Annotated in this window: 16 protein-coding genes; all 16 read right to left on the bottom strand. The window is 67.8% G+C overall.

Features of this window, described 5'->3' with window-relative positions; all coding sequences use genetic code 11:
• Nucleotides 1-7: 7 nt before the first annotated feature.
• Entirely contained in the window at nucleotides 8-6,268 is a 6,261-nt protein-coding gene (locus tag ACFXKA_RS01030) for an SDR family NAD(P)-dependent oxidoreductase (protein ID WP_379425280.1), read from the bottom strand.
• Nucleotides 6,265-11,262 (bottom strand): type I polyketide synthase, encoded by a 4,998-nt coding sequence (locus ACFXKA_RS01025; RefSeq protein ID WP_379425278.1) that lies wholly within the window; start codon nucleotides 11,260-11,262, stop codon nucleotides 6,265-6,267. The genes ACFXKA_RS01030 and ACFXKA_RS01025 overlap by 4 nt, the downstream gene beginning before the upstream one ends.
• Entirely contained in the window at nucleotides 11,259-12,485 is a 1,227-nt protein-coding gene (gene ccrA / locus ACFXKA_RS01020) for a crotonyl-CoA carboxylase/reductase (RefSeq protein ID WP_379425277.1), read from the bottom strand. The genes ACFXKA_RS01025 and ccrA overlap by 4 nt, the downstream gene beginning before the upstream one ends.
• A gap of 3 nt (nucleotides 12,486-12,488) precedes the next feature.
• The gene (locus tag ACFXKA_RS01015) at nucleotides 12,489-13,412 is read right to left on the bottom strand and encodes an acyltransferase domain-containing protein (RefSeq protein WP_379425276.1); all 924 of its coding nucleotides are present in this window, start codon (nucleotides 13,410-13,412) and stop codon (nucleotides 12,489-12,491) included.
• A gap of 408 nt (nucleotides 13,413-13,820) precedes the next feature.
• On the bottom strand, nucleotides 13,821-14,309 hold the full coding sequence (locus ACFXKA_RS01010) for a h domain protein (protein WP_379425274.1): 489 nt from the start codon (nucleotides 14,307-14,309) through the stop codon (nucleotides 13,821-13,823).
• On the bottom strand, nucleotides 14,306-15,199 hold the full coding sequence (locus tag ACFXKA_RS01005) for a hypothetical protein (RefSeq protein ID WP_379425272.1): 894 nt from the start codon (nucleotides 15,197-15,199) through the stop codon (nucleotides 14,306-14,308). Before ACFXKA_RS01005 ends, ACFXKA_RS01010 begins: the two co-directional genes overlap by 4 nt.
• Nucleotides 15,196-16,605 carry an MCE family protein gene (locus ACFXKA_RS01000; RefSeq protein ID WP_379425270.1) on the bottom strand — a complete coding sequence of 470 codons (1,410 nt, stop codon included), beginning with the start codon at nucleotides 16,603-16,605 and terminating at the stop codon, nucleotides 15,196-15,198. Before ACFXKA_RS01000 ends, ACFXKA_RS01005 begins: the two co-directional genes overlap by 4 nt.
• Entirely contained in the window at nucleotides 16,602-17,834 is a 1,233-nt protein-coding gene (locus tag ACFXKA_RS00995; RefSeq protein WP_379425268.1) for an MCE family protein, read from the bottom strand. The genes ACFXKA_RS01000 and ACFXKA_RS00995 overlap by 4 nt, the downstream gene beginning before the upstream one ends.
• Nucleotides 17,831-19,081, bottom strand: coding sequence for an MCE family protein (locus ACFXKA_RS00990; RefSeq protein ID WP_379425267.1), 1,251 nt, complete (start codon nucleotides 19,079-19,081; stop codon nucleotides 17,831-17,833). Before ACFXKA_RS00990 ends, ACFXKA_RS00995 begins: the two co-directional genes overlap by 4 nt.
• The gene (locus ACFXKA_RS00985) at nucleotides 19,078-20,139 is read right to left on the bottom strand and encodes an MCE family protein (protein WP_379425265.1); all 1,062 of its coding nucleotides are present in this window, start codon (nucleotides 20,137-20,139) and stop codon (nucleotides 19,078-19,080) included. Before ACFXKA_RS00985 ends, ACFXKA_RS00990 begins: the two co-directional genes overlap by 4 nt.
• Nucleotides 20,136-21,167, bottom strand: a complete 1,032-nt coding sequence (locus ACFXKA_RS00980) for an MCE family protein (protein ID WP_379425263.1) — start codon at nucleotides 21,165-21,167, stop codon at nucleotides 20,136-20,138. The genes ACFXKA_RS00985 and ACFXKA_RS00980 overlap by 4 nt, the downstream gene beginning before the upstream one ends.
• A complete protein-coding gene (locus ACFXKA_RS00975) occupies nucleotides 21,164-22,411 on the bottom strand; it encodes an MCE family protein (protein WP_379425262.1) in 1,248 nt (415 codons plus the stop codon). Before ACFXKA_RS00975 ends, ACFXKA_RS00980 begins: the two co-directional genes overlap by 4 nt.
• Nucleotides 22,412-22,419: 8 nt before the next feature.
• On the bottom strand, nucleotides 22,420-23,271 hold the full coding sequence (locus tag ACFXKA_RS00970) for an MlaE family ABC transporter permease (RefSeq protein WP_379425260.1): 852 nt from the start codon (nucleotides 23,269-23,271) through the stop codon (nucleotides 22,420-22,422).
• 4 nt (nucleotides 23,272-23,275) lie between these two features.
• Nucleotides 23,276-24,040 carry an MlaE family ABC transporter permease gene (locus tag ACFXKA_RS00965; protein WP_379425258.1) on the bottom strand — a complete coding sequence of 255 codons (765 nt, stop codon included), beginning with the start codon at nucleotides 24,038-24,040 and terminating at the stop codon, nucleotides 23,276-23,278.
• Nucleotides 24,041-24,363: 323 nt separating this feature from the next.
• Nucleotides 24,364-25,266: a 3-oxoacyl-ACP reductase gene (locus tag ACFXKA_RS00960; protein WP_364606228.1), complete on the bottom strand. Its 903-nt coding sequence runs from the start codon at nucleotides 25,264-25,266 to the stop codon at nucleotides 24,364-24,366.
• Between the two features lie 45 nt (nucleotides 25,267-25,311).
• Nucleotides 25,312-25,500 carry a ferredoxin gene (locus ACFXKA_RS00955; protein WP_040854753.1) on the bottom strand — a complete coding sequence of 63 codons (189 nt, stop codon included), beginning with the start codon at nucleotides 25,498-25,500 and terminating at the stop codon, nucleotides 25,312-25,314.
• Nucleotides 25,501-25,627: the final 127 nt, after the last annotated feature.

Below are 25,627 nucleotides of genomic sequence, written 5' to 3'. Positions count from 1 at the left end.
TGAGGGGTCAGCCGGTGGTCACGCCGGCCGTGGACAGCGAGGTGGCGAGCCGTTCGCCGATCGCGCCCGCCAGGGTCTCGGCGGTGCCGTAGGTCCACAGCAGCGTGGGTGAAAGCCGCAGCGCGAATGCGGATTCCAGCCGGTTCCGCATTTCCAGGCTCATGAGCGAGTCGAGTCCGAGCGCCTTGAAGGGTGTCCGGGCGTCGAGGTCGGCCGGTTGCATGCGGAGCACGCGCGCGGCCACCTCGGTGATCTTGTCCCGCACCAGCACGTGCCGGTCCGCGGGAGCCGAATCCGCCAGCGCGGTGTGGAATTCACCGGCGGCCCGCCCCGCCGACTCGACGGCGGCGCGCTGCCGCAGCAGTTGCCAGCTGGGCTGGGCGGCGGCATCGGGGTACGCGTCGAACCACTGCCGTTGATCGAAGGTCATGTAGCCCACGACAGTGCGTTCCTCGGTGAGGAACGCGGCCATGGCGGTCCACGCCTCATCGGTGGGGTAGCTGCTGATGCCGTGTTCGGTGAGCCGGACGTGGCGATTGTGTTCTGCCGCGGCGAGACCGACCTCCGCGAAGTATCCCCACTCGATGCTCAGTCCGGGCCGCCCCGCATACCGGCGGGCCGCGGCCAGCGCGTCGAGATAGGCATTGGCCGCCGCGTACGCGCACTGCCCGGGGTTGCCGATCAGCGCGGCGGCCGAGGAGAACAGCACGAACAGATCCAGGGGGTCATCGGCGGTGAGCGCGTCCAGGTGCCGGGCGCCGTCGATCTTCGGCCGCAGCACCCGCTCCATCCGGTCCGCGTCGACACCGAGGATGGTGGCGTCGTCGAGGACGCCCGCGGCGTGGAAGACCCCGCGCAGCGGCGGCAGCTCCGCCCGGATCGAATCCAGCACGGCGGCGAGGGCTTCCGCGTCCGCGACATCGGCCCGATAGCTGCGCACCGACGCCGTGTCCATGGTGTCCGGCGCACTGCGGCCGACCAGTGCCACCGCGCCGGCACCGTTCGCGAGCAGATGGTCGGCCAGGCTGCGCCCCAGGGCGCCGTGGCCACCGGTGACGAGATAGGTGCCGTTCGCGCGGAAACGCCCCTCCGGCAACGGCTCCGGCACGATGTCGGTCACCGTGTCCGGGCTCGCGAGCACCAGCTTGCCGATGTACTCATCCCGGGTCAGGTCCCGCAGCACGGTGGCGGCATCGGCGAAGTCGTGCACCGTGACGGGTCCCGGAACGATCCGGCCCGTGCCGATCTGCTCCCACGTCTCGGCCAGCGCGGCGGCGAAGCGCTCGGGACGGCGTGCCATCAATCCGGTGAGATCGACGGCCGCGAAGCTGATTCCCTTCGCGAACGGCCGCAGGCCGACCCGGCGATCGGCGTGAATGTCCCGCTTGCCGACCTCGATGAACCGGCCGTCCTCGGCGAGCACGTCGATGCCGAGATCGATCGCGCGGCCGGAGAGCGAGTTGAGCACCACGTCGACGCCGTGCCCGCCGGTCACCGCCCGCACCTCGTCCGCCCAGCCCAGCGTCCGGGAATCGAAGACGTGCTCGAGCCCGTGTGCGCGGCGCAGGTATTCCCGCCGCTCCGCGCTGCCCGCGGTGGCGATGATCCGCGCCCCGAGACCACGGGCGACGCCGATGGCGACCAGTCCCAGTCCGCCTGCGGCGGAGTGGATCAGCACGGTCTCCCCCGGTGCGAGCCGGGCCAGTGTGACGAGCGCGTACCAGGCCGTGGTGGACACCATGGGCAGGGCCGCCGCGATGGTGGCGGGCAGGGCATCCGGTATCGGTTGCGTGTGATCGGCGCGCACCGTCAGATGCGAGGCCAGCGCACCGAATCCACAGCCCACCACGCGATCGCCCACAGCGCGTCCGGTCACCTCGGGGCCGACCGCGCGAACCACGCCCGCGCATTCGAGGCCGAGCGGGTCGTGGCCCGCCGAGTCGTCGGGATAGGCGCCCGCCGCCTTCAGGGCATCGATGAAATCGAGTGCGGCCGCTTCGATTTCGATCAGCACCTCTCCCGGCCCGGGTGGCCGGGTTTCCAGGGGCCGGTAACACAGACCCTGCCAAGAGCGGCCGGGAGTCACCGCGAGCCGGAAGGGCTGTGCCGTGGTTCGCCAGGGCCGCCCTGCCGCAGTGCTTTCCGCTTGCTCGCCCTGTTCGATGCGTCCGGCGTAGCGCCGCCGGGGGCGCAGAGCGAGCTGGTCCTCACCGGTGCGGGCCAGGAGTTCGGCGGCGCAGTCGTCGAACAGCTCCCCGCGCTCGGTGTCGGGCGGCGCGGCGAGATCGATGATCTCGGCGGACAATTCAGGGTGCTCGCGACGCAGGACCCGGACGAATCCCCAGTACAGCGCGCCGCCCGGATCAGGACGCTCACCGTTCCCGACCGCCTGGGCGGCCGTGGTCACCACGACCAGACGCGGTGTCGCCGAAGTCGATCGGACACACGAGCCGACGAGTTCGGCGAGCTCGAGCAGGCCCCGGCGCTGTGCGTCCAGGCCGTCCCGGGCCGTGGGCGCGGCGAAGACCACCGTGCTGGCCCGATCGGCGGCGGCGCCGACCTCGGCGTCCCTCCGCTGCAGAGCCTCCGTCAGCTCGCCGACTGTTCCGGCGGACCCCGTGATGGCGAATGAGTCCGGGGCGCTGGTCGTTTCGCCGCGCGCGAGCGCGTGCCAGGTGAAGGCGAGCTCCCGATCGTAGGACCTGGCGTCGGCACGGTCGTCGTCGATCGAGAGGAGCTCGAGGCCCAGGATGCGGGCCAGTGGCGCGCGCTGCTCGTCGTAGAGATGGATGTCGGCCGTGGTGTCCGAGCGCCGGATGGCATACGCCCAGGCGGCGTCGACATGTCCGGCCGGTTCGGCGTCCAGGATCAGTTCTTCGATACCGCCGGGCAGGATCGTGTTCTCGCCGTCGAACAGGGCCAGTCCGGCCTGCATGGCGCAGTCCACGAGCGTGGCGTGCAGCTCACCGGGGTGCGACATCGCCCGGGCGTGTTCGCTCAGAGCGATCCTGGCCAGTGTGAACAAGGTCGTGCCGTCCCGCCAGCGCCGGAGTTCCCGCACGCCTTGAAAGTCCGGGCCGAGCTCCACCCCGCGGCGGGCGCAGGCCGCGTAGAAGTCGGCGACCGGGATCGGCTCGCCGATTGTCGGCTCACCGGGACCGAAGGGGAACGGCAGCGGCGCGGCCGCGGACTCGAGCGTGTGCAGGGCACAGCCCCGCGCGTGTACCGTCCAGCTGTGCGTGCCGACGTTCAGCGCCGCGATCTCGAAGCTGATCCCGGCCGGGACGTCCTCACGCAGGGTGACCTCGACCCGGACCGGAGCGTCACCGACGGTGAGCATTTCGACGAACCGCAATCCCGACAGGCCCGCCGGGCCGGTGCCCAGGTGGGTGCGAGTGACCGCCATGGCCAGCACCGCCAGCATGGCCCCCGGCACCACCACCGCGTCGCCGACCACGTGATCGGCCAGCCACGGCAGCGTTTCCAGATCGATCGGCACGGTCGCCTGCCAGGCCCCCGGCTCGAGCCGGCTGGGGTACACCGGAGCTCGCGGCGTGCCGGCTGCCGTGTCACTCGGAGCACCCGGACCGGCGTCCGGCAGCCAATGCGATTGCGGCCGCAGCGGATACGGTGGCAGCGCGATCGCCGGCGCGGCGGCCGTCGCGAAGGGCCGCAGTCCGGCGACGAAGGCGCGGGCGCGGCTGCGGCGCAGCTCGCTGCGGGGGTCGCAGTCCCGGTAGAACGACGGCAGTACCATCGGCGGGTGGGTGCGCTCGGCGGCCAGCTGATCCACGGCGGGCAGCAGCACCGGGTGCGGGCTGATCTCGATCACGTGCGTGACACCGTCGTCGAACACCGCGGTCATCGCCTCGGCGAAAAATACCGGGCTGCACAGGTTTTCCACCCAATAGTCGCCGACGAGATCGGTGGCGGTCACGGCCTTCAGCCGGACCGTCGACATCATCTCCACGGCATCCGGCAGCGCCGCCGTGCCATCCAGCGGTGACTCCGTGCCGCCCGGCAGCGATACGACACCGGCGAGCGCGGCCTGCAGCGGTACCCGCACCCCGGCCATCTGCGGGCTGTGCGAGGCGTAGTCGACATTCACCATCCGGCAGAACACGCCGTCGGCCGCCAGGATCTCATCGAGCGCCTCGATGGCGTCGGTATCGCCGGAGAGCACGCACGAGGTCGGCCCGTTGTGCACGGCCAGCGCCACCAGATCCTCGAATCCGGCGATGGCAGCGGGAACCTCGGCCACGGGCAGCTCGACGGCCAGCATGCGGCCGGTGCCCGCGACCGAGCGCAGCAGCGCGCTGCGCCGGGACACGATGAGCGCAGCGTCATCGAGGCTGAGCAGCCCCGCAACGGTGGCCGCCGCGATTTCGCCCTGGCTGTGGCCGATGACGACATCGGGCACGATGCCCGCGCGCCGCCACCCGGCCGCGATACCCAGCGACAGCGCCCACAGCACCGGCTGCACCTGATCGACGTGGTCGAGCCAGCCCGGTCCGGCGGCGCCGGACAGCACCGCGGCCGGATCCCAGTCGACATACGGCCGCAGTGCCGCGGCGCATGCGTCGATCGTCTCGGTGAAGGCCGGATCCTGTCCGTAGAGTGCGGCACTCAGCCCGTGCCATTGGCTGCCCTGGCCGGGGAAGACGAAGGCGGTGCGGCCGACCTCGTGAGCCCGGCCGGTCAGCACGGACGGGAGCTCAGCGGCCGGGTCATCGGCGTGGTGGCGCAGGGCCGCCGCCACTTCCGGTGGCGATGCGCCCAAAACCGCGCTCCGCAGCGGCAGGGCCGGTGCCCGCCCGGCCAGCGCCGCGGTGATCGCGTCCAGCCGGTCGGGTTCGGCGTCGACCAGATCCGCGATATCGCGGCAACGCTGCTGCAGCGCGGCGCTGGTGTGCGCGGACACCGGCACGAAACCCATTGGCTCGGATTCGGTTTCGCGCGCAACCTCGCTGATCACCCGCGCGGCCGATGCCGCGCCACGCAGCACCACATGCGCATTGGTGCCGCCCCACCCGAACGAGTTCACGCCGATGTGGACATCGTCGTGTGCCGGAAGCACCGTGCGCTCCCGCACTATTCGCAGGTTCAGATCGTCGAAGGCGATATCCGGATTCGGCACCTCGGAGTGCAGACTCGGTGGCACCGTGCCGTGTTCGAGACACAGCACGGCCTTGACCAGTCCCGCGATGCCCGCGGCCGCCTCCAGGTGACCGATATTGGTCTTGACCGACCCGATCAGCAGCGGTCCGCTGCCGGCGCTGCGCGCGGTTCCCAGGATCTCCCCGAGCGCCTCCGCTTCGATGGGATCGCCGCGCCGCGTTCCGGTTCCGTGCGCCTCCACATAGGCGAGCCGATCGATGTCCAGGTCATGGTCCAGGTACACGCGCCGCAGCAGGTCGCGCTGGCCCGCGCCACTGGGCGTCACCAGACTCTCGCCGCCACCGTCGTTGTTCACGACGGACGCCACGATGACGGCCCGCACCCGGTCGCCGTCCCGCACCGCGTCCCGCAGCGGTTTGAGGTAGAGCGCGGCCACGCCCTCACCGCGGACGAATCCGTCCGCGCCGGCGCTGAAGGCCGCGCACCGCCCGTTCTCGGACAGCCCGCCGAAGTGGGTGAGCCCAATCGAGACGTCCGGTGCGAGCATCAGATTCACGCCGCCGACCAGCGCCGCGTCGATGTCTCCCGAGCGGATCGCCCGGACCGCCAGGTCGAGACCGACGAGCGCGGACGAGCACCCGGTCTCGACGGTCATGCTGGGCCCGGTCAGGCCCAGGGCGTAGGAGACCCGCGAGGCGATCACATCCAGGGCATTGCCGACCGAACTGTGCTGGCTCGCCCCGACACCTCGCTGCCTGCGCAGGATCTCATAGTCGTGCCAGGAGGCCCCGACATAGACCCCGGTGCGCGTGCCGCGCAGCGCTTGCGGTGGTACGCGGCCGTCTTCCAGAGCGCGCCAGGCCATTTCGAGCATGAGACGCTGCTGTGGGTCGATGTCGGCGGCCTCACGCGGGGAGACGCCGAAGAACGCCGCGTCGAAACCGTCGACACCATCGACGAATCCGCCGACGGCCTGGATCCGCTTCTCGCGGTCCAGCGGTGCGCTCGCGTCCCAGCGCTGCGCGGGTACCGGGCGAATGGCGTCGCCACCCGCGTCGAGCAGCTCCCACAGTGCGTCGATGTCCGCGGCGCCGGGAAAGCGGCCCGCCATGCCGATGATGGCGACGGGCTCGCCGGAAGCGATGGTCATGCGGGTGTCCTCATCGACTGGGCGTCGATCACGCCGGTCAGGCGGGCCAGGAGCGCGTCGGGTATCGGACCGCCCTCGTAGATCTCGGACAGGCGCTCGAGCAGCAGCTCGACCTCGGCGACGATCGGGGCGGCGAGTTCAGCGGCTCGCGGGGTGACCTGGTCCAGCACGTGCTTGGCCAGCAGCCTGACCGTCGGGTGCTGATAGATCACCGCATTGCCCAGCTTCACCCCGGTCATCGCCCGCAGCCGGGCCCCGAGTTCGATGGAGCTGAGCGAGTCAAGGCCCATCTCGGCGAACGGCCGATCCGGTTGCACCGCATCGGGTGTGGCGTAACCGAGCACGATGGACACCGGCGCTTTGAGCAGGTCGGTCATCGCCTGGTGCCGCTCCGCGGGGCCGAGCCCCGCCATGCGCGCGGCCAGTTCCGTCGAATCACCCGCCTGCTGGGCGGCCTGCGGCCGGGCGGGCGCCAGCGCCCGGAACAGCGGGGCGGGGTCGCCGGTCGGCTCGGCCGCGGTCAGCCGCGTCAGGTCGAGCCCGATCGGCAGCACGTACGGCTGTCCGGTACCCAGGGCGGCGTCGAAGAGCTCCATGGCCGCGGCGGTCGGCATCGGGGTCAGACCCATGCGGCCGAGCCGCGCCCGGCCCTTGTCGTCGAGCCCACCGGTATTGGAGGTGTCCTCGGCCCACCAGCCCCACGCCATGGCGGTGGCGGGCAGCCCGCGGCGATGCCGGTACCGGGCGAGGCTGTCGAGGAAGACATTGGCCGCCGTGTAGTTGGCCTGGCCGGCCCAGCCGAAAGCGCCCGCGGACGACGAGAACAGCACGAACATCGACAGATCGAGATGCTGGGTGAGCTCGTGCAGGTGCCAGGCGCCATTGGCCTTGGCGGGCAGCACGGCGTCGAGCTGTGCCTCGGTGAGGGCGGCGAAGGTCGCGTCGGCCAGCGTGGCCGCCAGATGGACGACCGCTCCGACCGGATGCGCGGCCGGGACGCCGTCGATCGCCTCGGCCAGCGCGTCGCGGTCGCCCGCGTCGCAGACCGCGACCGTCACCTCGGCGCCCTGCGCACCCAATTCCGCTGTCAGTTCGGCGATTCCGTCGGCATTGCCGCCGCTGCGACTGGTGAGCAGCAGGTGCCGGGCGCCGTAGGCGGAGACCAGGTGCCGGGCGATGATGCCGCCGATCTTGCCGGTGCCACCGGTGATCAGCACGGTGCGGTCGGGATCGAAGGCGGACGGACCGGATCCGGTGAACCCGGGATCTGGGGTGGCCACCGGGTCGACGCCGGAGCGCAGTCGCCGGGCGAGGAATTCGCCGCGCCGCAGCGCCAGTTCGGGCTCGTCGAGGCGCAGCACCGTCGCTATCTGATCCAGGCTGACGCCGGCCTCGTCGAGATCGACCTGCACGATGCGGTGCGGATGCTCCCACTGCGCCGTACGCACCAGCGCCCACACGCTCGCGCCCACCAGATCCGAGACGTCCTCGTCGGCCTCGGCCGCCTGCACGCCGCGGGTGAGGATGAGCAGCTTGGTGTCGGCGAATCGTGGTGCGGCCAGCCAGGTTTGGAGCTGACGCAGCATCAGCGCGAGTTCGCCGCGCAGGGCCCGGGCCTGATTCGTCCCCGGTTCGACGACGGCGGCGGAGGCCACCCGCGACCACACCACGACCGACGGCGTCTCGGCTCCGGAATCCACTGCGGTGTAGAGAGCTTCGAGATCGGTATAGCGAGCCGGACCGGCCTCGCCGCGCACTCCGAGCGGCGTCTTTCCGACGATGGCCCACTCGCCCTGACGGGTGGCGTAACGCCCCCGCCACGCCTGCACAGTCAGCCAGTCGACGCTGTAGAGCGCATTCTGCCGCGCAGATCCGCCGGCGGCGCGCTCGGTCGGTGCGACGACACCCATTCCCACGGTGCCCTCGGCGATGATCCGGCCGGTGCCGTCGCCGAGCGCCCAGCGGAAACGGTCCGTCCCCGCTGAGGTCAGCCGCACCCGGAGCGTCTTCGCGCCCACCGCATGCAGTTCCACGTCTTCCCACACCACGGGGAGCCGGATCCCGTCCGCCTGCAAGGGCGTAGCGGCCGCGAAGACCGGTTGCAGGGCAGCGTCCAATAGTGCCGGATGCAGTCCGTAGTTGTCCGCGTCGGCCACGGAATCGGGCAGGGCGACCTCGGCGAATATTTCGTCGCCCCGGTGCCAGATACGCCGCACGCCTTGGAAAGCCGGGCCGTACCGGTACCCGAGCGCGGTGAGGGTCTCATATACCGGACCGGGCTCCAACCCTGGCGTCGCGCCGACCGGGGGCCAGACGGTCAGCCCGTGGGTATCGGTATCCGCGGTCCTGGCGCCGGAAGTGAGCACGCCGTCCGCGTGCCGGGTCCAATGGCGCTGCCCGAGTGGGGCATCCGCGTCCTCCGGGCTCGAGAAGACGGCCACCGTGCGCTGACCGGATTCCCCCAGTTCGCCCACCACGACCTGCAGGTCCACTGCGCCCGCGGTGGGCAGTGTGACCGGTTCGTGCATGGTCAGCTTCCGGACACGCGGGACGCCGAGCCGGCCGCCCACGTGAAAAGCCAGCTCCACCAGCGCCGCAGCGGGCAGCGCCGCGGTGCCGCGGAGGGCGTGATCGGCGATCCAGCCCCGGGTCGCCCGGGAGATGCGGGTGACGAATTGGAAGCGGTCCGCGCCGGGAACCTCGGCCACCGCGCCGAGCAGCGGATGCCCGGCCGCGGCCAGACCGAGGTCGCCGGGCTCCTCGCCGCCCGTCTCCGCCACGCCGGCCGTCGAGAACGTCCGGTGTTGGAAGGCATAGGTGGGCAACTGAATCGGTCGTGCGGAGCCGACCGGGTAGATGGTCGACCACTGTGGCGACACCCCTCCGACATGGGCCTCGGACACGGAGGCCAGCAGGCGCCGGATACCGGCGTCGTCGCGCCGGAGCGAGCCGGTGACGAGACAGGAATCGGCTGCGGCGCCGAGGGATTCGTGCATGGCGGCGGTCAGCACCGGGTTCGCGCTCATCTCGAGGAAGGCGTTGTATCCGGACTCGGCCGCGGCCTGGAAGCCTGCCTCGAAACTCACTGCCGCGCGCAGGTTGCGGAACCAGTAGTCCGGGCCCAGCTGTTCGCCGCCCAGCACCCCGCCGGTGACGGTGGAGAAGAAGGTGATGCCGGTGGCCCGCGCGGTGATCGGTGCCACGGCGGCGTCGAGCCGCTCCCGCAGGACATCGACATGAGCGGTGTGCCCGGCGCAGTCGGCAGGAATCCGCCGCGCCCGCACGGCCGCCCGCTCACAGACCTCGAGCATGCGGGCCACGCCGTCCACCCCGCCCGCCACGACGGTGGCGGTCGGGGAGTTGACGGCGGCGACGTGCAGATCGTCGATGCCCGCCATGAGTTCGCGCACCCGCGCCACCGGGGCATTGACCGACGCCATTCCGCCGGTGCCGTCCAATTCGCGCAGCAGTCTGCTGCGCAGTGCCACGATCCGGGCGGCGTCGGACAGCGACAACGCGCCCGCGACATGCGCGGCCGCCACCTCGCCCTGCGAGTGACCGAGCACCGCGGCGGGCTCGATACCGAACGAACGCCACAGTGCCGCAAGCGAAACCATCGTCGCGAACAGGGCGGGCTGCACGACGTCGACGTGCTCGAGCGACGGCGCGCCCTCGGCCTCGGTGAGTACATCGGTCAGCGACCAGTCGACGAACTCCGACAGCGCCGCCTCGCACGCGGCGATCTCGGCGGCGAAAACCGGGGACTCGGCCAGCAACTGGGCCGCCATGCCCTGGTACTGCTGGCCCTGCCCGGGGAAGACGAAGACCACCCGGCGATCGGCGGCCAGCCCGCGAATCGGCCCGACCGGCTTACCCTCCGCGACGGCCGCCAGCCCGGCCAGCAGGTCGATACGGTTGCGGCCCAATACCGCCGCGCGATGGTCGAACACGGTGCGGGTCGTGCTCAGGGCGTGACCGACCTCGCGGGCAGTGAATTCCGGATGCGCCCGGACATGGTCGGCCAGGCGCGCGGCCTGCTCGGCCAGCGCCTCCGGAGTCCGGGCGGAAAACGGCCACACGGTCAGGGGCACCCGCCGGGTGGGATCGACCGGCGTGAGCGGGGGTCCGGGCGGGGCCTGCTCGAGGATGACATGGGCATTGGTGCCGCTTCCACCGAATACCGACACCGCGGCCCGGCGCGGGCGGTCGTGTTCCGGCCACGGGACGGCCGGGGCGGCGGCGGTGGGTGGCATGAGCCCGTGCCGGATAGCCTGAATCATCGTGAGGACGCCCGCGAGTCCTGCTGCCGCAGACCCGGTTTCGGGCCCCGCGACGACATCGATGTCGGCGGCCGCGAGTTCAGCATTGGCCAGGGCGGCCCGGATCGAACCCTCCTGCGCACCGGGCCCGGCGGCACCATCGTGCTTGACCGCGGAGCCGCGCAGCACGGCGAGCACCTGGTAACCACGGCGGTGGGCCTCGGACAGTCGCGCCAGGACCAGGACCGCCACACCCTCGTGCGGCCCGTCGGCCCCGCCGATCAGGGCGAGCGAACAGTCGCCGGCCGCGATCGCCCGCGCCGCGAGATGCACGGCGACCAGTGCGGCCGAGCCCGCCGTGTCGATGCTCAGCGCGGGGCCACGGAAGCCCAGGATGGTAGCGACGCGGGCGTAGTCGCCGCCAGGGGCGCCGAGGTAGACGCCGGTGTCGCTGTCCCGCAGCGTTGCCGGGTCGATCCCGGCGTACTCCAGTGCCTGCCAGCCTGTTTCGAGCGCCAGCCGCAGGCGCGGGTCCATGGCTTCGGCGTCGGGCAGGCTGATGCCGAAGAACTCCGGATCGAATCCATCCGGTTCGCCGACGACGACCCCCGCGGCGGCATCTCTTGTTTCGATCAGACTGCGCCACAACGATTCCGGCGAATCGATGCCACCGGGCAGTCGGCACGCCATTCCGACCACGGCGATCGAGTCTTCGGCAAGAACATGATCTGTCACGACGGCCCCCCGTTGACCAGCACCGCCATGTTTCCGGGCGGCTGCTCGTTGTCACACATCAACTGATGCATCTTTCCGATGTCGGCGAACGCGCCGACCTGCGACAGACACGGATCGATATCGCCGGTCGACACCAGCTCGGTGATGGCTCGGCACTGCTGCAGGTTCGCGAAATGCGATCCCTGCAAACGTTTCTGGCGCATCCACAGGTATCTCAGGTCGATATCCGCGTTGTATCCGGTGGTCCCGCCGCAGATGACGACCATGCCGGCGTTGTCGCACAGGTAGATCGACGTCGGGATGGTGTCCTGCCCCGAATGCTCGAGAACTATCCGCGGCGCGCGCTTCGCACCGAGCGCTTCCCAATACCTGGCACCGAAGCGCCGCACTTCCGCGAACCAGGCCGCCATCGCGGCCTCGTCGCCGATGTCGGGAAGCCTTCCCCAATGGGAGAATTCGCGCCGGTCGACCGCACCGACGGCCCCCAGTTTCGCGCAGTACTTCGCACGCTCCGCGTTGGAGACGACCGCGACCGGCCGCCCGCCGTAGGCCCGGGCGATCTGGATGGCCATGGAACCCAGCCCGCCCGCGCCGCCCCAGATCAGCACCGGATCGCCGGGCCGCACCACATTCGGATGCCATCCCAGCAACTGGCGATACGCGGTCGCGCCCGTCAATATGAAGGCCGCGGCTTCGGCCCAGGACAACCGCGCCGGTTTGGGATGGCACTGATAGTCCTGCACCACCGTGAATTGGGCGAAGGAACCGAAATTCTCCTCGTATCCCCAGACACTTTGACTCGACGATGTCATCGGGTCCGCGCCCATCCGGATATCGTGTGCCGATTCATCCCAGAGGCACGAGGACAGGACGACCGAATCACCGACGGCGACATGGTCCACCCGATCGCCGACCGCCCAGACGATTCCGGAGCCTTCCGAACCGCCGATGTGGAAGTCCTCGGCCGCACCGCGCTTCCGCCGTGCCGCGATCACATCGAGCGGTTTACCCCGGGCCGCCCAGACATTGTTGAAATTGATCCCGGCGGCCATGACGTAGACGAGCACTTCGTTCGGCCCGATCCCCGGGACGTCGACGACTTCCTCGCGAAACGCGTCGATCGGTTCGCCGTAGCGATCGGGGCGGATGACCGAGGCCAGCATCTTCCGCGGGACGTACCCGACCGGTGGCAGCTCGCCGAGCTCGTACAGCGACTTCTTCACCGGTCACCTCAGCGCTTCCGCGGCCTCATCCAGTTCGCCGGGCGTGAGTATCAATGTCATCGCCAGCGGCTCCACCACGAGACTCTGCGGCAGCCCCGGCCCGAGTCCGACCACCGCGGTGGTGCCGATCCGCTCGACCTCCGTCATCAGCGGTTTGACGCCCACCGGCCGGACATGGTTGTACAGGAAGAAGTCTCGAACCTCGTCGGCCGTGGTCACCGCGCCGGCGACGTGCGGCGAGAACAGGGTGATCTTGGGATCCCGGAAGGTCATCCCAGCGATGTGCGGCGCCATGAAGTCGGTCGCATACTGTGCGAGCGGACTGTGGAAGGCGCCGGGATACTCGTCCAGCATCTGCATCCGGCGCGGGTGCTGGGCCACCAGCTCCTCGAGCGCGTCGACATACCCCGACAGCACGATGACGTGCACATCCCCGCCGTAGGCAGCGTCGTAGTCCGCGGCCAGGTACACCCCGGGCCGCCGCTCGCCGTAGTAGTCCTCGGGGTCGTCGCCGAATCGCAAGGCGGCCACGGCCATTCCCTGCGCCCGGGTGCCGGCCGGCTGCGGCGGGACCAGCCGGTGATAGTGCAGCATCTCGAAGAGCTCACGCCGATCGACAGCGCCCGCCAGGCAGGCACTGAGCAGTCCGCCCAGACTGATCCCGCCGACCGCGTCCGGATGGACGCCGCGCGCCGCCAGCGCATCGTGCAGCCCCAGGACCAGCGCCGCCTGACGCAATCCATCGAAGGCGTGCAGCAATTCGCGTTCGGTGTGCCGGCCGCCCTCCAGCAGTTCCGGGACGGAAACGCCGGTCCACTCGGCGGTCTCCTCGTACGAGCGGCGAATTTCCGGGTACCGGTCATAGAATTCCCGGACCGAGGAATCGGTCAGTGGGATATGTCCCCCGAGCAGATAAGAAGTAGTCACACCGCGGACCCTTTCCAGTCGACGAAGGGTCGCGAAATCCCCCCTTTGCCAACCGTAGAAATTCGGTTGCGTAACAGTTCCCGCCTATGCGCGCGAGCCTCTCGAAGGAAGCAGCATCGAAAAGAACACGAAAGAAATATCTTTCGTGATTCCTACCGTGAAACCCCCGATACCCCCATTGCGCATCAGCGCTGTGCCGCGCCCCGCCCGTGTGGGACGCACTTCCAAATCTAGAACCGGTTCCAGAAGGTGTCAAGGCGAAGAATTCCGAAAGTTGCTGTCACTCAACGCACTTCGAGAAGTCGCCTGCACATGCTGCCAAAAAACGCGCAGCCCCGGGCAATGCCCGGGGCTGCGCGCCTTGGGGTGGCTCGAGCGGAGACTCGGTATCCGCTCGAGTCCGGAGACTCAGATCGGTTTGATGTCGGAGACGAGCCAATGATCGCTCTGTTTGGTGAGTTCCACCTGCAGTCGATCGCTCATGAGCGTGTCCTGCGGCGAATCCTGGCTGGAGAAGCGCTGATTCGCGACAACGAGGAGGGTCGCATGATCACGGGATGTCGCAATCACGCCGGTGGCCTGAACCGTGGTCTGGACGGAGAGCTTCTTCTCCTTGGCCGCGGGGATGGCCTGGTCCTGGATCACCTTCATATAGGAGTCCCGGTAACTGCTGGTCAGTTTGTCGGCGGCCTTCGGCAGTTCCTTCTCTGCGGAATTGAAGTCGTAGGAGAACAATTCCTCGACGGTGTCCTGCGCAACCGCGACGGCGGAGGTGCGGTTCTGCTCGGCCTGGCGGTCGGACCAGAAGCGATAACCGGTCAGCGAGGCGACCACGGCGGCCGCGACGAACAGGACCGCGGCGGTGGCGACGAGTAGGTAGCGCTTGTCGAATTTCACGGCACGAACTCCACGGACGAGGCGGACACGGTATCGCCGGTCCGGGTCAGGTACACACGGACGCGGTAGTCCCGCTGCATCGGACCGTTGGTGGCGGTATTGGACACCGTCTGCTGCGCCAGCAGCAATACGCTGGCCGAATCGGCGTCGTCGCTTTCGATCGCGGCGGCGATGACCTTGCCCGAGGACTGGACCTTCAGCTGTTCGAAGATCTTCTTGTACGTGTCCTTGTTCTGCGCGTACTCGTCCTTGAGACTGCCGCCCGCGACCGACAGCAGCCGGTCGATGTCCTGGCCGGCGGTCGCGTCATTGACCGTCGCCATATTGATGTAGGCCTGCTTGGCGACCTGGATGTATTCGGCGCGCCGCTGGTTCAGGGCGTCCGCCCGGTGCTGGTGATAGAAGAAGACACCGCCCGAGCCGATCAGAACCAGCGTGGAGATCAGCGCGACCACCGCGGCGATGGTGCCCATGCGCCCGAGCGCACCGGTCATCCGCCGCACCCTCGACTTGGCCTTGTCCTCGCCGTCCGACTCGGAATCCGTGTCCGCGACCTCGTCCTTGTCCAGATCGACGACCGTGATGACGACGGGGGTTTCGGCCGAATTGTCTTCGACCGCAGATTCGTCCGCGACCTGCGCGGCGGCGGCGTCCGAATCCTCCGGGGCCGGTACCGCATTCGCGTCACCGTCGACCGCGCCGGACTCGGAATCGACGACCGTAGCGGCCGAGCTCGGCTCGACGACCGCGGCGGACGTCGGCTCCTGGCTCACGGCCCCGGTGGTCGGCACCTGGACTTCGATGCCCGTGCTCTCACCCTCGACCGGCGGGCCCGCCTGTCTGACGACACGCCGCCGAGCGCGGTTTCGATTTGCTGTGTTTTCGCTCATCGCGCTGGCTCCTGAAGCAAGTCCTGCCAACTCGACGGCACCTTGGTGGAACCATCTGCGTTGACGCCCCCCTGACGGTACACGTGCCCATCAGGTCCGACGAATGTGCCGCTCTCGGGATCCGAATGCCCGATGAATGGAGCCTTCTGGTTACCGAGCAGCTTATCGGTGGGGTTGCCGTTGGTGTCCACGGGCCGGGGCGGTCCGATGGGCGGGTTGTCGCCTTCCGGCACATAGCCTTCGGGGTCGCGGCACAGCTCGGGAGTCGGCGCGCGCTTGCCCGGCACCTCCGCACACGGGGTGTTGCGGATACCGCGGACGGTCTCCTTCGCGTTCTGCGCCACCTTGCAGTACAGGTTGTCGGGCGTGTCCATCGGGCTGAGGTCGGCCGGCGAGCGTCGCTGGTCGGCCGGCAGGAAACCGGTGGTACAACCCGGCGGGTCGTTCAGGCCGAGCATGAAGTCGACCATGGCACCGTACTGCACTGGTCCGCGGATCGAGGTGAGCAGCGCCGCCAGCAACGGCGGGTAGATCACCAGGATCTGTTCGAGCCCAGCGTGATACGTGACACCGACCTGGCCGACGCTGATCAGATTGGCGAGCATGATCGGCAGCGTCGGCTTCAGATCCTGGAAGGTCTTGTTCACCCGATCGATCGTGGACGGCGTGTGCTGCAGGACCGCCCGCAGCGACGGATCGTGCTCGCGCAGTTGATCGGTGACCGTGGCCAGATCCTTGGTCCAGCCGCGAATCGAGTCCTCGGACTGATTCTGGGTATCGAGCAGCGGGCCGAGCTTGTCCAGCAGATCTTTGGTCGGCTCGGTGTTGTCCTTGGCCTCCTGCACGAGCAGCGAGGCGGAGTCCAGGAACCGCTGCAGATCCGGGCCGGCGCCGTTGAACGCCACGAACGCGGAGTTGATGACCTCGGCCAGTTTGGTGTCGGCGACCGTGGACAGCAGCCGGTCCGCCTGATCGAGCATGTCGCCGACGTCCTGCGGCAGCTTGGTGCGCTCCACCGGAATCACCGAACCGTCGTGCAGATTCCCGCCTTTCGGCGCATCCGCGGGCACCAGGTCGACGTACTGCTCACCGATCGCCGAGACGCTCTTGACGTAGGCCTCGACATCGCTCGGGATCTTGAAATCACTGTCGATCGACAGCTTGGCGTCGACCCCGGCGGGAGTGAGCTTGACCTCCTCCACCTTGCCGACATTGGTGCCCCGGTAGGCCACATTCGCGGACTGATAGAGACCGCCGGTCGCCGCCAATTGCACTGTGACGCCGTACCGTCCGATGCCGAACATGGCGGGCAGCTTCACATAGTCGCCGCCCATGACCGTCAGCCCGATCACGGTCAGCACGGTGAAGATCGCCAGTTGGACCTTGACGAATTTCGTGAGCTTCATCGGCCGCCCCCCTGGTGCGTATCAGGCACGGTGAGTCCGGGAATCGCGGGCAGACCCGGAATCGGAGGCAGCCCGGCGATGGTCGGCGTCGGCGCCGCGGACTCGGCCGGCGGCTTGAGCGGATCGGACAGCGGATCGCCCTTGCCCATCGCCGACGGCGGAATCCCGTATCCGAGGGTGGCCTGGGCGCCGCCCAGCGAACCGCCCAGCGGCGTACCGGTGAGGAAGTTCGAATCCAGGCGGGAGCCGGTGAGATCCACCGTCATCCACAGGTTCATGTAGTCGCCCTTGATGACCTTGTCGATGTTCTTGATCGGGAACGGGAAGGTCAGCAGCCACTGCAGCGAATCGGCCAGTTTCCCACCGGTATCGGCCAGGGACTTGAGCGCCGGCTCGAGATTGGCGAGGTCGGCCTTCAGGTTGCCGCCGCCCTGATCGATGATCCGCTGCACCGTATCGCTCAGATCACCCAGGGAGGTAATGGCTTTGGTGATGTTCTCGCGGCGGTCGGCGAGCACGGTCAGCGCCGGGTGGATGGTCGTGATGGCGGCCGTGACGTCATCCTTCTGCTGCGACAGCACACCGGCGAACCGGTCCAGCCCGCTCATGGCGGCGATGATGTCGCCGGTCTGCTGATCGAGTGTGGAGGTCAGCTGGTTCAGCTGCGGCAGCAGATCGCGAATCGCGTCGGTGCGGCCCTTGAAGGTGGCGTCCAGCTCCCGGGTGATGGTCTCCACCTGGGAGATACCACCGCCATTGAGCACCACCGACAATGACGAAAGCGTCTGCTCGGTCGTCGGGTACGCGCCCGCCCGTTCCAGCGGGATCAGGTCGCCGTTCTTCAGCTCACCCTGTGCCGGAATATCTTTCGGCGCGGCGAGCTCCAAGTGATTGCTGCCCAGCAGACTGGTCTGCCCGATGCGCGCGACGGCGTTGGCGGGCAGCACGACATCCTTGGCCAGACCGACTGTGACCAGCGCGTGCCAGCCCTCCACCTGGATGCCGGTGACGGTGCCGACTGTCACGTCGTTCACCTTCACCGGTGAATTGCGGGTCAGCATAGTGACATTCGGCATCTCGATGCGGACCTGCCAAGAGCCTTCCCCGGTGCCGATCGCACCGGGCATCGGGACCGAGTTGAGCCCGTCCCATTCACAGCCGCTCACGCCGAGCAGGGCGACCAGGCCGATCGCCATGCCCGCGACGCGAATTCGCCGGCGGCTCATCATCGCCCACCTCCAGGAACGAGCAGGTCGGACAGGGACTGCGGGGACGGCGCGGACACCGGTCCCGCCGCGGGGGCCTGATTCGCCAGCTCGGGCGTGCTGTAGACGAGCTGCTGCGGGAAGGCGTTCTGCTGGGTCAGCGGATTCACCAGCAGCGGTGGGTAATTCATCATGAGCGAGTTGAGGACCGGTCCCAGGTACTGCTTGCACAGAGCGGCGCTCTTGTCGGAATCGTTGGCTCCGACGGCCTCGACCGCGCCACAGAGGAAGGCGATCGGGTTGGCGAAGTTCGGGAACGACAGCGAACCGGTCAGCGTGCCCTGGGCGGGCTTGTAGAGCTGATAGAAGTTGCCCAGCGCCGTGGGGCCGGAGTGCATGATCCGTTCCAGCTCCGGTTTCTTGTCGGCCAGGATCTGGGTCGCGTCGGCCAGCCGCTGCACACCCTCGGTGAGGGCACCGCTGCGTTCGTCCAGGAACCGCTTCACATCCGTGATGGCGGTATCGAGGTTGTCGAGCCCGGCGCCCAGATCGGTGGACACATTCGCGAGCACCGACGACACCGAGGCCAAGCGACCGCCGAACTGCACGATCTGATCATTGGACTTGGACAGCACGTCGACGAACTGCTGCAGATTGCGAATGGTCCCGAAGAGATCGGTCCGGCCGTCGGAGAGCGTGGTCAACGTGCTGGACAGCTCCCGCAGGGTGTCTCGGAAGGCCTGCGCATTGCCGTCGCCGAGATTGGCCGCGGCGGTGTCGATGGCGCGGCCGAACGAGCCCTGCTTGTCCTCGCCGATCGGGCCCAGTGCCTTGGACAGCTTGGTCAGCTCCGCCTTGATGTCATCCCATTCCACCGGAATCGCGGTGTGCTCCACCGGAATCGAGGCGCCGTCGCTCATCTTCGCCCCACCGGTGTAGGCGGGCGCGAGCTGGATGAAACGCGCCGAAACCAGCGACGGGGAGATGATGACGGCCTTGGCGTCGGCGGGCAGATCGATGCCGCGGTCGACGGTGAGCTTCACCGTCACCCGATCCTTGCCGGGCTCGATCGAATCGATCTTGCCGACCCGCACGCCCAGCACCCGCACCTCGTCACCGGCATACAGGCCGGTGGTCGATGGGAAGTACGCGGTGATGTGCTTCTTGCCGATATCGGAGACCAGACCGTAGACCAGCCAGCCCGCGACCACCACCACGAGCGCCGCGGCGACCAGGCGTGCCCAGCGGGGCACCCTGCGAATTGCGTTCATCGCACCGGCTCCTGTCCCGCGGGCTGAATCGACGGCGGCGGATTCAGATAGTTGTTGAGGGCGTCGGGCAGATGCTGCGGCCAGACCATCGCGTCGACCAGCACCTGCAGCATCGGCGAATCGATATTGGACAGGTAGGCCTGGAAGTACGGCCCGCTGCCGACCTGCTCGCCCAGCGCGGCCTCGAAGGGACCGAGCTCGTCGAGCGCCTTGCTCAGGTTGTCCTTGTTGTCGGTGAGCAGCTTCAGGACCGAATTTAGCTTGTCCAGAGTCGGTTTCAGCTGGGCCTCGTTGTCGTTCACGAAACCGGACAGCTGCTTGGCCAACCCGTTGATGTACACGATGAGCTGACTCAACGCGGCCCGGCGCGCATCGAGCTCACCGAGCAGCGAATTGCCGTCCAGGAGTAGCGCATTGATCTGCGTCGCACGATCGCCCAGCACCTTCGTGACGTTCTGGGCATGCGAGAGCAGGTCGGTGAGCGCCTTGTCCCGCTTGTTCAGACTGCGCGAGAGCTGGGTGACACCGTCCAGCGCCGACCGCAGCGGACCGGGGGTGTCGGTGAACGCCTCCGACAACGTGTCCAGGGTCTTGTTGACCTGATCGGTGTCGAGACCCTTGACCGTGGTGGCCAGATCGCCGAGCGCGTCATTGAGCGAGTACGGCGAGGTGGTGCGGTCCAGCGGAATCACATCGTCGCGGTGCAGCGCGCCGTCCCCGGCAGGGAGCACCTCGAGGGACTTGCGACCCAGCAGAGTGTTGGTCTTGATGGCGGCGGAGGTCCGGCCGCCCAGCACGATCGACTCGTCCAGGGTGAAACGCACCTTCACCTTGGCGCCGTCGAGCTTCACATCCTCGACGCGGCCGGAGCGGACGCCGGCCACCTGCACAGGATCACCGGGAAGCAGTCCGCCGGCGTCCGCGAAGAAGGCGCTGAACTCGGCGCCGGACCGCACGAACGGTAGCCGGTCGAACTGGAGCGCGGACAGGCAGACGGTCACGGCCAGCACGATGCCGATCACGCCGACATTGATCAGCGGGGAGCGTTGTTCACTCATTGGGCGGAGCACCTCCCGGTGTGCTGCGCACCCACGAAGTTGATCTGCTGCGTCTTGCCGTCGGGTCCATCGACGAGGAAGTTCGCACCACAGACGAACATGTTCAGGAACGAACCGTACGAACCGATGCGGATCAGTTTCTTGTAGGTCTCGGGCAGCAGATTCAGCACGTACTGCACATCGTCCTTCTTGTCGTCCAGGTTCCCCGACAGACGACCGAGCTGTTCGACGTTCGCCTTCAGATCGGGGCGCACCTGCTGCAACAGCGAGGTGAGATCACCAGTGGCGCCGGCCAATCGGGGAAGAGCATCGCCGATCGGATCCTTGTCCGCGGCCAGACCGCTGACGAGGCGCTGCAATTCATTGAGCGTCGTCGCGAACTCCGCATTGTGATCGTCGATGGTGGCCAGCACCGTCTTCAGGTTCTCGATCACGCTGCCGATCAACGCATCCCGGTCCGCGAGGGTCTTGCTGAAGGAGCCGGAGCTGTTCAGCAGCGCGACGAGGGTTCCGCCCTGACCCTGGAAGACCTGCAGCAGCGCACCGGTCAGATCGTTGACCTGCTCCGGGTTCAATCCCCGCAGCAGCGGCTTGAAGCCGCCCAGCAGCATGTCGAGATCGAGCGCGGGCTTGGTCTGCTCGACGTGGATCGTCGCGCCCTTGCCCAGCGGCTGCGCATTGCCCGGTCCGTCCATCAGCTCCAAATAGCGGTCGCCGACCAGATTCTCGTAGCGCACCGCGGCCTGGGTGCTGGCGTAGATCCGGTACTGGTGGTCGATATCGAAATCGACGTGGGCCAGCCGATCCTTGCCCACGTACACCCGCGAGACCGAACCCACCGGCACACCGGCGATCCGCACTTTCGAACCCGGCAGCATCCCAGACGAACTCGTGAAGATCGCGTGATAGCCGGTCGAACGGGAGAAGCGCATCTGGCTGAAGATGATCCCGAGCGCGGCGAGGACCAGCACCATGACCAGCGTGAATATCGCCAGTTTCACCGTGGTGGCGTGCGGTTTGATCCTCATGGGTTGGGCACCCCCGGCAATCCGGCGAACAGCATCTGGAACACCTTGGGGCCGTTGAGGTGCGTCGACGTCGACGGTGTCCACACCTCGCCCTCGGTGATATCGGTGACGAGATAGTTGGCATGGCTACCCGGCACGCGGTCGAGAATGTTCTCGCAGTGCGGGCCACCGGTGGCGTTCACCTTCGGCAGATCCTTCGGGTACTCGTACGGCGTGCCGCCGCCCATGAAGCTGGCGTTCAGCGCCACCCACGGGTTGTCACCACCGAAGATGCGGTTACCGACCGGGAGCGCATCGGCCGAGCCGACCACCAGGCAGTACAGCGCCGGGTTGTACTCGTTGAGCAGTTCGGCGGTGGGCCGCAACAGTTCCAGTGCGGTGACCAGCGGCTTCTCATTGTCTTTCAGCACGCCGCCGGTATCGTCGGCCAGCCCGACGAGGTTCAGCAGCACCCGGTCGAAATTGGCCTTCTCATCGACGATGGTGCGGGAGGTTACGCCCGCGTTCCCGGTGGTGCGCAACAGATCCGGCGCGGTGTCGGCGTACAGGTTGGTCACGCCGACCGACGTCTGCAGATCGCGCTTCAGATCCGGCAGGCTCGGGTTGATGCTCTTCAGGTACTCGTCGCTGTTGACCAGCAACTGCCCGATCTTGTCGCCGCGTCCGTCCAGGGCCTGGCCCAGTGCGGTCAGCGTCGCGTTCAGCTTCTCGGGCTGGACCTTGGCGAGCACGTCGTTGAGATGCTGGAAGAGCGTATTGAATTCGACCGTCACCGAACTCGCCGCCACGACCGATCCCGGCGCGAGCGAGTCGGCCGACGGGTTCTGCGGTTCGAGGAAGTTGATGTACTTCGCGCCGAAGACCGTGGTCGAGTTGATGTCGACACCGGCGTTGGCCGGCACCATCTTCAGCTTGTCCGGATCGATGGCCAGCTCGATCTTGGCGCCGTCGGTGGTGTCGACGATGTCGCTTACGCGGCCGATCTCGACCCCGCGGATCTTGACCTTGGCGTCCTTGTCCATGACCAGACCCGCGCGCGACGAAGCCACGGTCACTTTGACCGTGTCCTCGAATCCGCCCGCGAAGCTCACCAGACAGATCACCACCACCGCGACCACACCGAGCACCAGCCCGGCGCCGGCCAGGCGAATCACCCACCCCTGTTCGAGGTATCGCTTGGGCTTCGGTTTTTCGACGAACTGCGAGCCGATCGGGCTCGTCGGACCGCCCTGTTGTTGCACCATGTCCCGCCCTACCCGGAGAGATGGAAATTGCCGGAGGTGCCGTAGATGGCCAGCGAGATCAGCAGCGTCACCATGACGACCGCGATCAGCGAGGCCCGCACCGCATTACCTACCGCCACGCCGACGCCGACCGGGCCACCTGCGGCGTTGTAGCCGTAATAGGTGTGGATCAGCATGACCGCCATGGCCATGAAGATCGCCTGGGCGAAGGACCAGAGGATGTCGCTCGGGATCAGGAAGGTATCGAAGTAGTGGTCGTACACACCGGCCGACTGCCCGTAGATCACCACGGTCGCGAAGCGCGAGGCGATGAAGGAGGCGATCACCGCCAGCGAGTACAGCGGGATGATGGCGATGATGCCCGCCAGCATCCGGGTGCCCACGAGGAAGGGGACCGGCCGGATGGCCATCACCTCGAGAGCGTCGATCTCTTCGGAGACGCGCATGGCGCCCAATTGTGCTGTGGTCCCGGCGCCGAGCGTCGCCGCCAGGCCGATACCCGAAATGACCGGGGCCGCAATGCGAACATTGATGAACGCGGAGAAGAAGCCGGTCAGGGCCTCGACGCCGATGTTGCCGAGCGAGCTGTAGCCCTGCACGGCGATGGTGCCACCGGCCGCCAGCGTCAGGAACCCGACGATCACGACGGTGCCGCCGATGACCGCCAAAGCGCCTGTGCCCATCGAGATCTCGGCGATCAGGCGGATGGTCTCGGTGCGGTAGTGCACCAGCGCCTTGGGCACCGAGGCGATCGACTGCGCGTAGAACACCGCGTGCTTGCCGACCGAGTCGAGGGACTCGGAGAAACGCCGAAAACGCTTGGTCACCTTCGGAAAACGAGACTGGATCACGAACGCCATCTGATCACCGCGCCGTGAACTTGATGCCAACGGCGGTTACCACGACGTTGATGACGAACAGCGCCATGAAGGCGAAGACGACGGTCTGATTGACGGCGTCACCGACACTCTTGGGACCGCCCTTCACGTTCAGGCCCAGATAACAGGCGACCAGTCCGGCGACGAGTCCGAACAACGTTGCCTTCACCTCGGAGATGACGAGCTCGGGCAGATGGGTCAGCAGGGTGAGGCCGTTGACGAAAGCGCCCGGGTTCACGCCCTGCAGGAAGACGGAGAAGAGGAAGCCGCCCAGGATGCCGATGGTCGACACCAGGCCGTTGAGCAGGAAGGCCACGAACATCGAGGCCAGCACACGCGGAACCACCAGGCGCTGGATCGGATCGATGCCGAGCACCTTCATGGCGTCGATCTCTTCGCGAATGGTGCGCGCGCCCAGGTCCGCGCAAATGGCCGTCGCGCCTGCGCCGGCCACGATGAGCACCGTGACCATCGGGCCGACCTGGGTGATCGTGCCGAAGGCGGCACCCGCACCGGAAAGGTCGGCGGCGCCGATCTCACGCAGCAGGATGTTGAGGGTGAAGCTCACCAGGACGGTGAACGGAATGGCGACCAATAGGGTCGGGATGATGGATACCCGGGCTACGAACCAGGACTGATCGATGAATTCCCGTCGCTGGAACGGGGGCCGTACCGCGGCGCGAGCGACCGCACCGGCGAGTTCGAAGAACCCTCCGACCGCCCGCAGCGGTACGGCAAGGACTTCATTCATTCCCGCTATTCCTCCTGCCCCTGCCTAGCTATAGCAACCGAGATCTGAATGTGATCTCGGTCCCGCTCGAAGATTAGAACACGTTCTCATACGGTTCGGGAAGGTTTCGACGGTTTTGAACAGGTCATCTTTCTGAACTGGCGTCCAGTTTTGAGAACAGGTTCACGTCAGCCTAACCATCACAGGTATGCCGCATTGTGAGGCGACACACATAGTTGTCCCTTTTCTTACCAACGATCGATCTCGTGATCAACCGCAGACGCCGGGGGCCGGGCCGTGTCTTCAGGAACCCACGACCCCCGGACGGGACACCGAGGCCGGTCTCAGCCCAGATCCTTCAGCGAGGAGGCGGAAAACGTAGCGTCCGAACCGCGTTCGGAGAAATAGCCGCCCAGGGTCGCGGCCAGGCCCTCGCGGGTCCACTCGCCTTCGGCGTCGAAGCGCTGCTCCACCACCGGAGCCGCCATCAGGGCCACCATCGGGCCGTAGACGACGAACAGCTGACCGCTGATCGCCTCGGCCGCCGGCGAGGCCAGGTAGGCCACCAGCCGCGCGACGTGATCGGGCGAGAGCGGGTCCGGACCCTGGTCGGGAGCCGCGGAGAAGACCTTCTCGGTCATGGCCGTCCGCGCCCGCGGCGCGATGGCGTTGGCGCGCACGCCGACCGACTCCAGCGCCCGCGCGGCCGACAGGGTCAGCGCGGTGATGCCGGCCTTGGCCGCACCGTAATTCGCCTGCCCGGCCGGGCCGAGCAGACCGGCCTCCGAGGAGGTGTTGATGATGCGCCCATAAACGGGAGCACCCGTCTCCTTGTACTTGCCACGCCAGAAGGCGGCCGCATTACGGGTCAAAAGGAAATGCCCGCGCAGATGGACCGCGACGACCGCGTCGAAATCCTCGTCGGACATGTTGAACAACATCTTGTCCCGGGTGATCCCGGCATTGTTCACCACGATGTCCAGCCCGCCGAAGGTCTCCTCGGCGGTGCGGATCAATGCGTCGGCCGTCGCGCGCTCGGCGATACTGCCGCCCACGAACTCCGCCTTGACGCCCAGCGCCCGGATGTCGGCGAGGGTTGCGCTCACCGCGTCGTTCTCGGCAAGGTCGTTGACGATGACCGACGCGCCGGCCCGGGCCAGCTCGAGGGCTTCGGCCCGGCCCAGCCCGGCGCCCGCGCCGGTGACGATGGCAACCCGGCCCGAAAGACTTACATCAGAATCGCTCACCGGGCCGACTCTAGAACGTGTTCCACCCGACGGGCAAGCGTGCGCTCAGACCAGCTTCAATGCCGCCTTGGGGCACTGGGCCACGGCGGACTCGATATCGCGACGGTTGGCCTCGGTGACCTCGGCCTCGTTGACGTGCAGGTTGTCGTCGTCATCGAGATCGAAGACGTCAGGGGCGATTCCGACACAGATTCCGTTGGCTTCGCACTGATCGAAATCGACGATCACCTTCATAGTTCTCTCCTTAACCACAGGTTCTTCCCGAGCCTAACAAGCGGACCCGTGGTCAGAACAGCAAAGTAGCCCTAACCGGAACGAATACTGGAACATGTTTCACTTGCGTGCGATGATCGGCTGAACC

The organism is Nocardia sp. NPDC059228 (assembly GCF_042754245.1).
Lineage (GTDB): Bacteria > Actinomycetota > Actinomycetes > Mycobacteriales > Mycobacteriaceae > Nocardia.
This window is presented reverse-complemented; position numbering and strand designations above follow the sequence as displayed.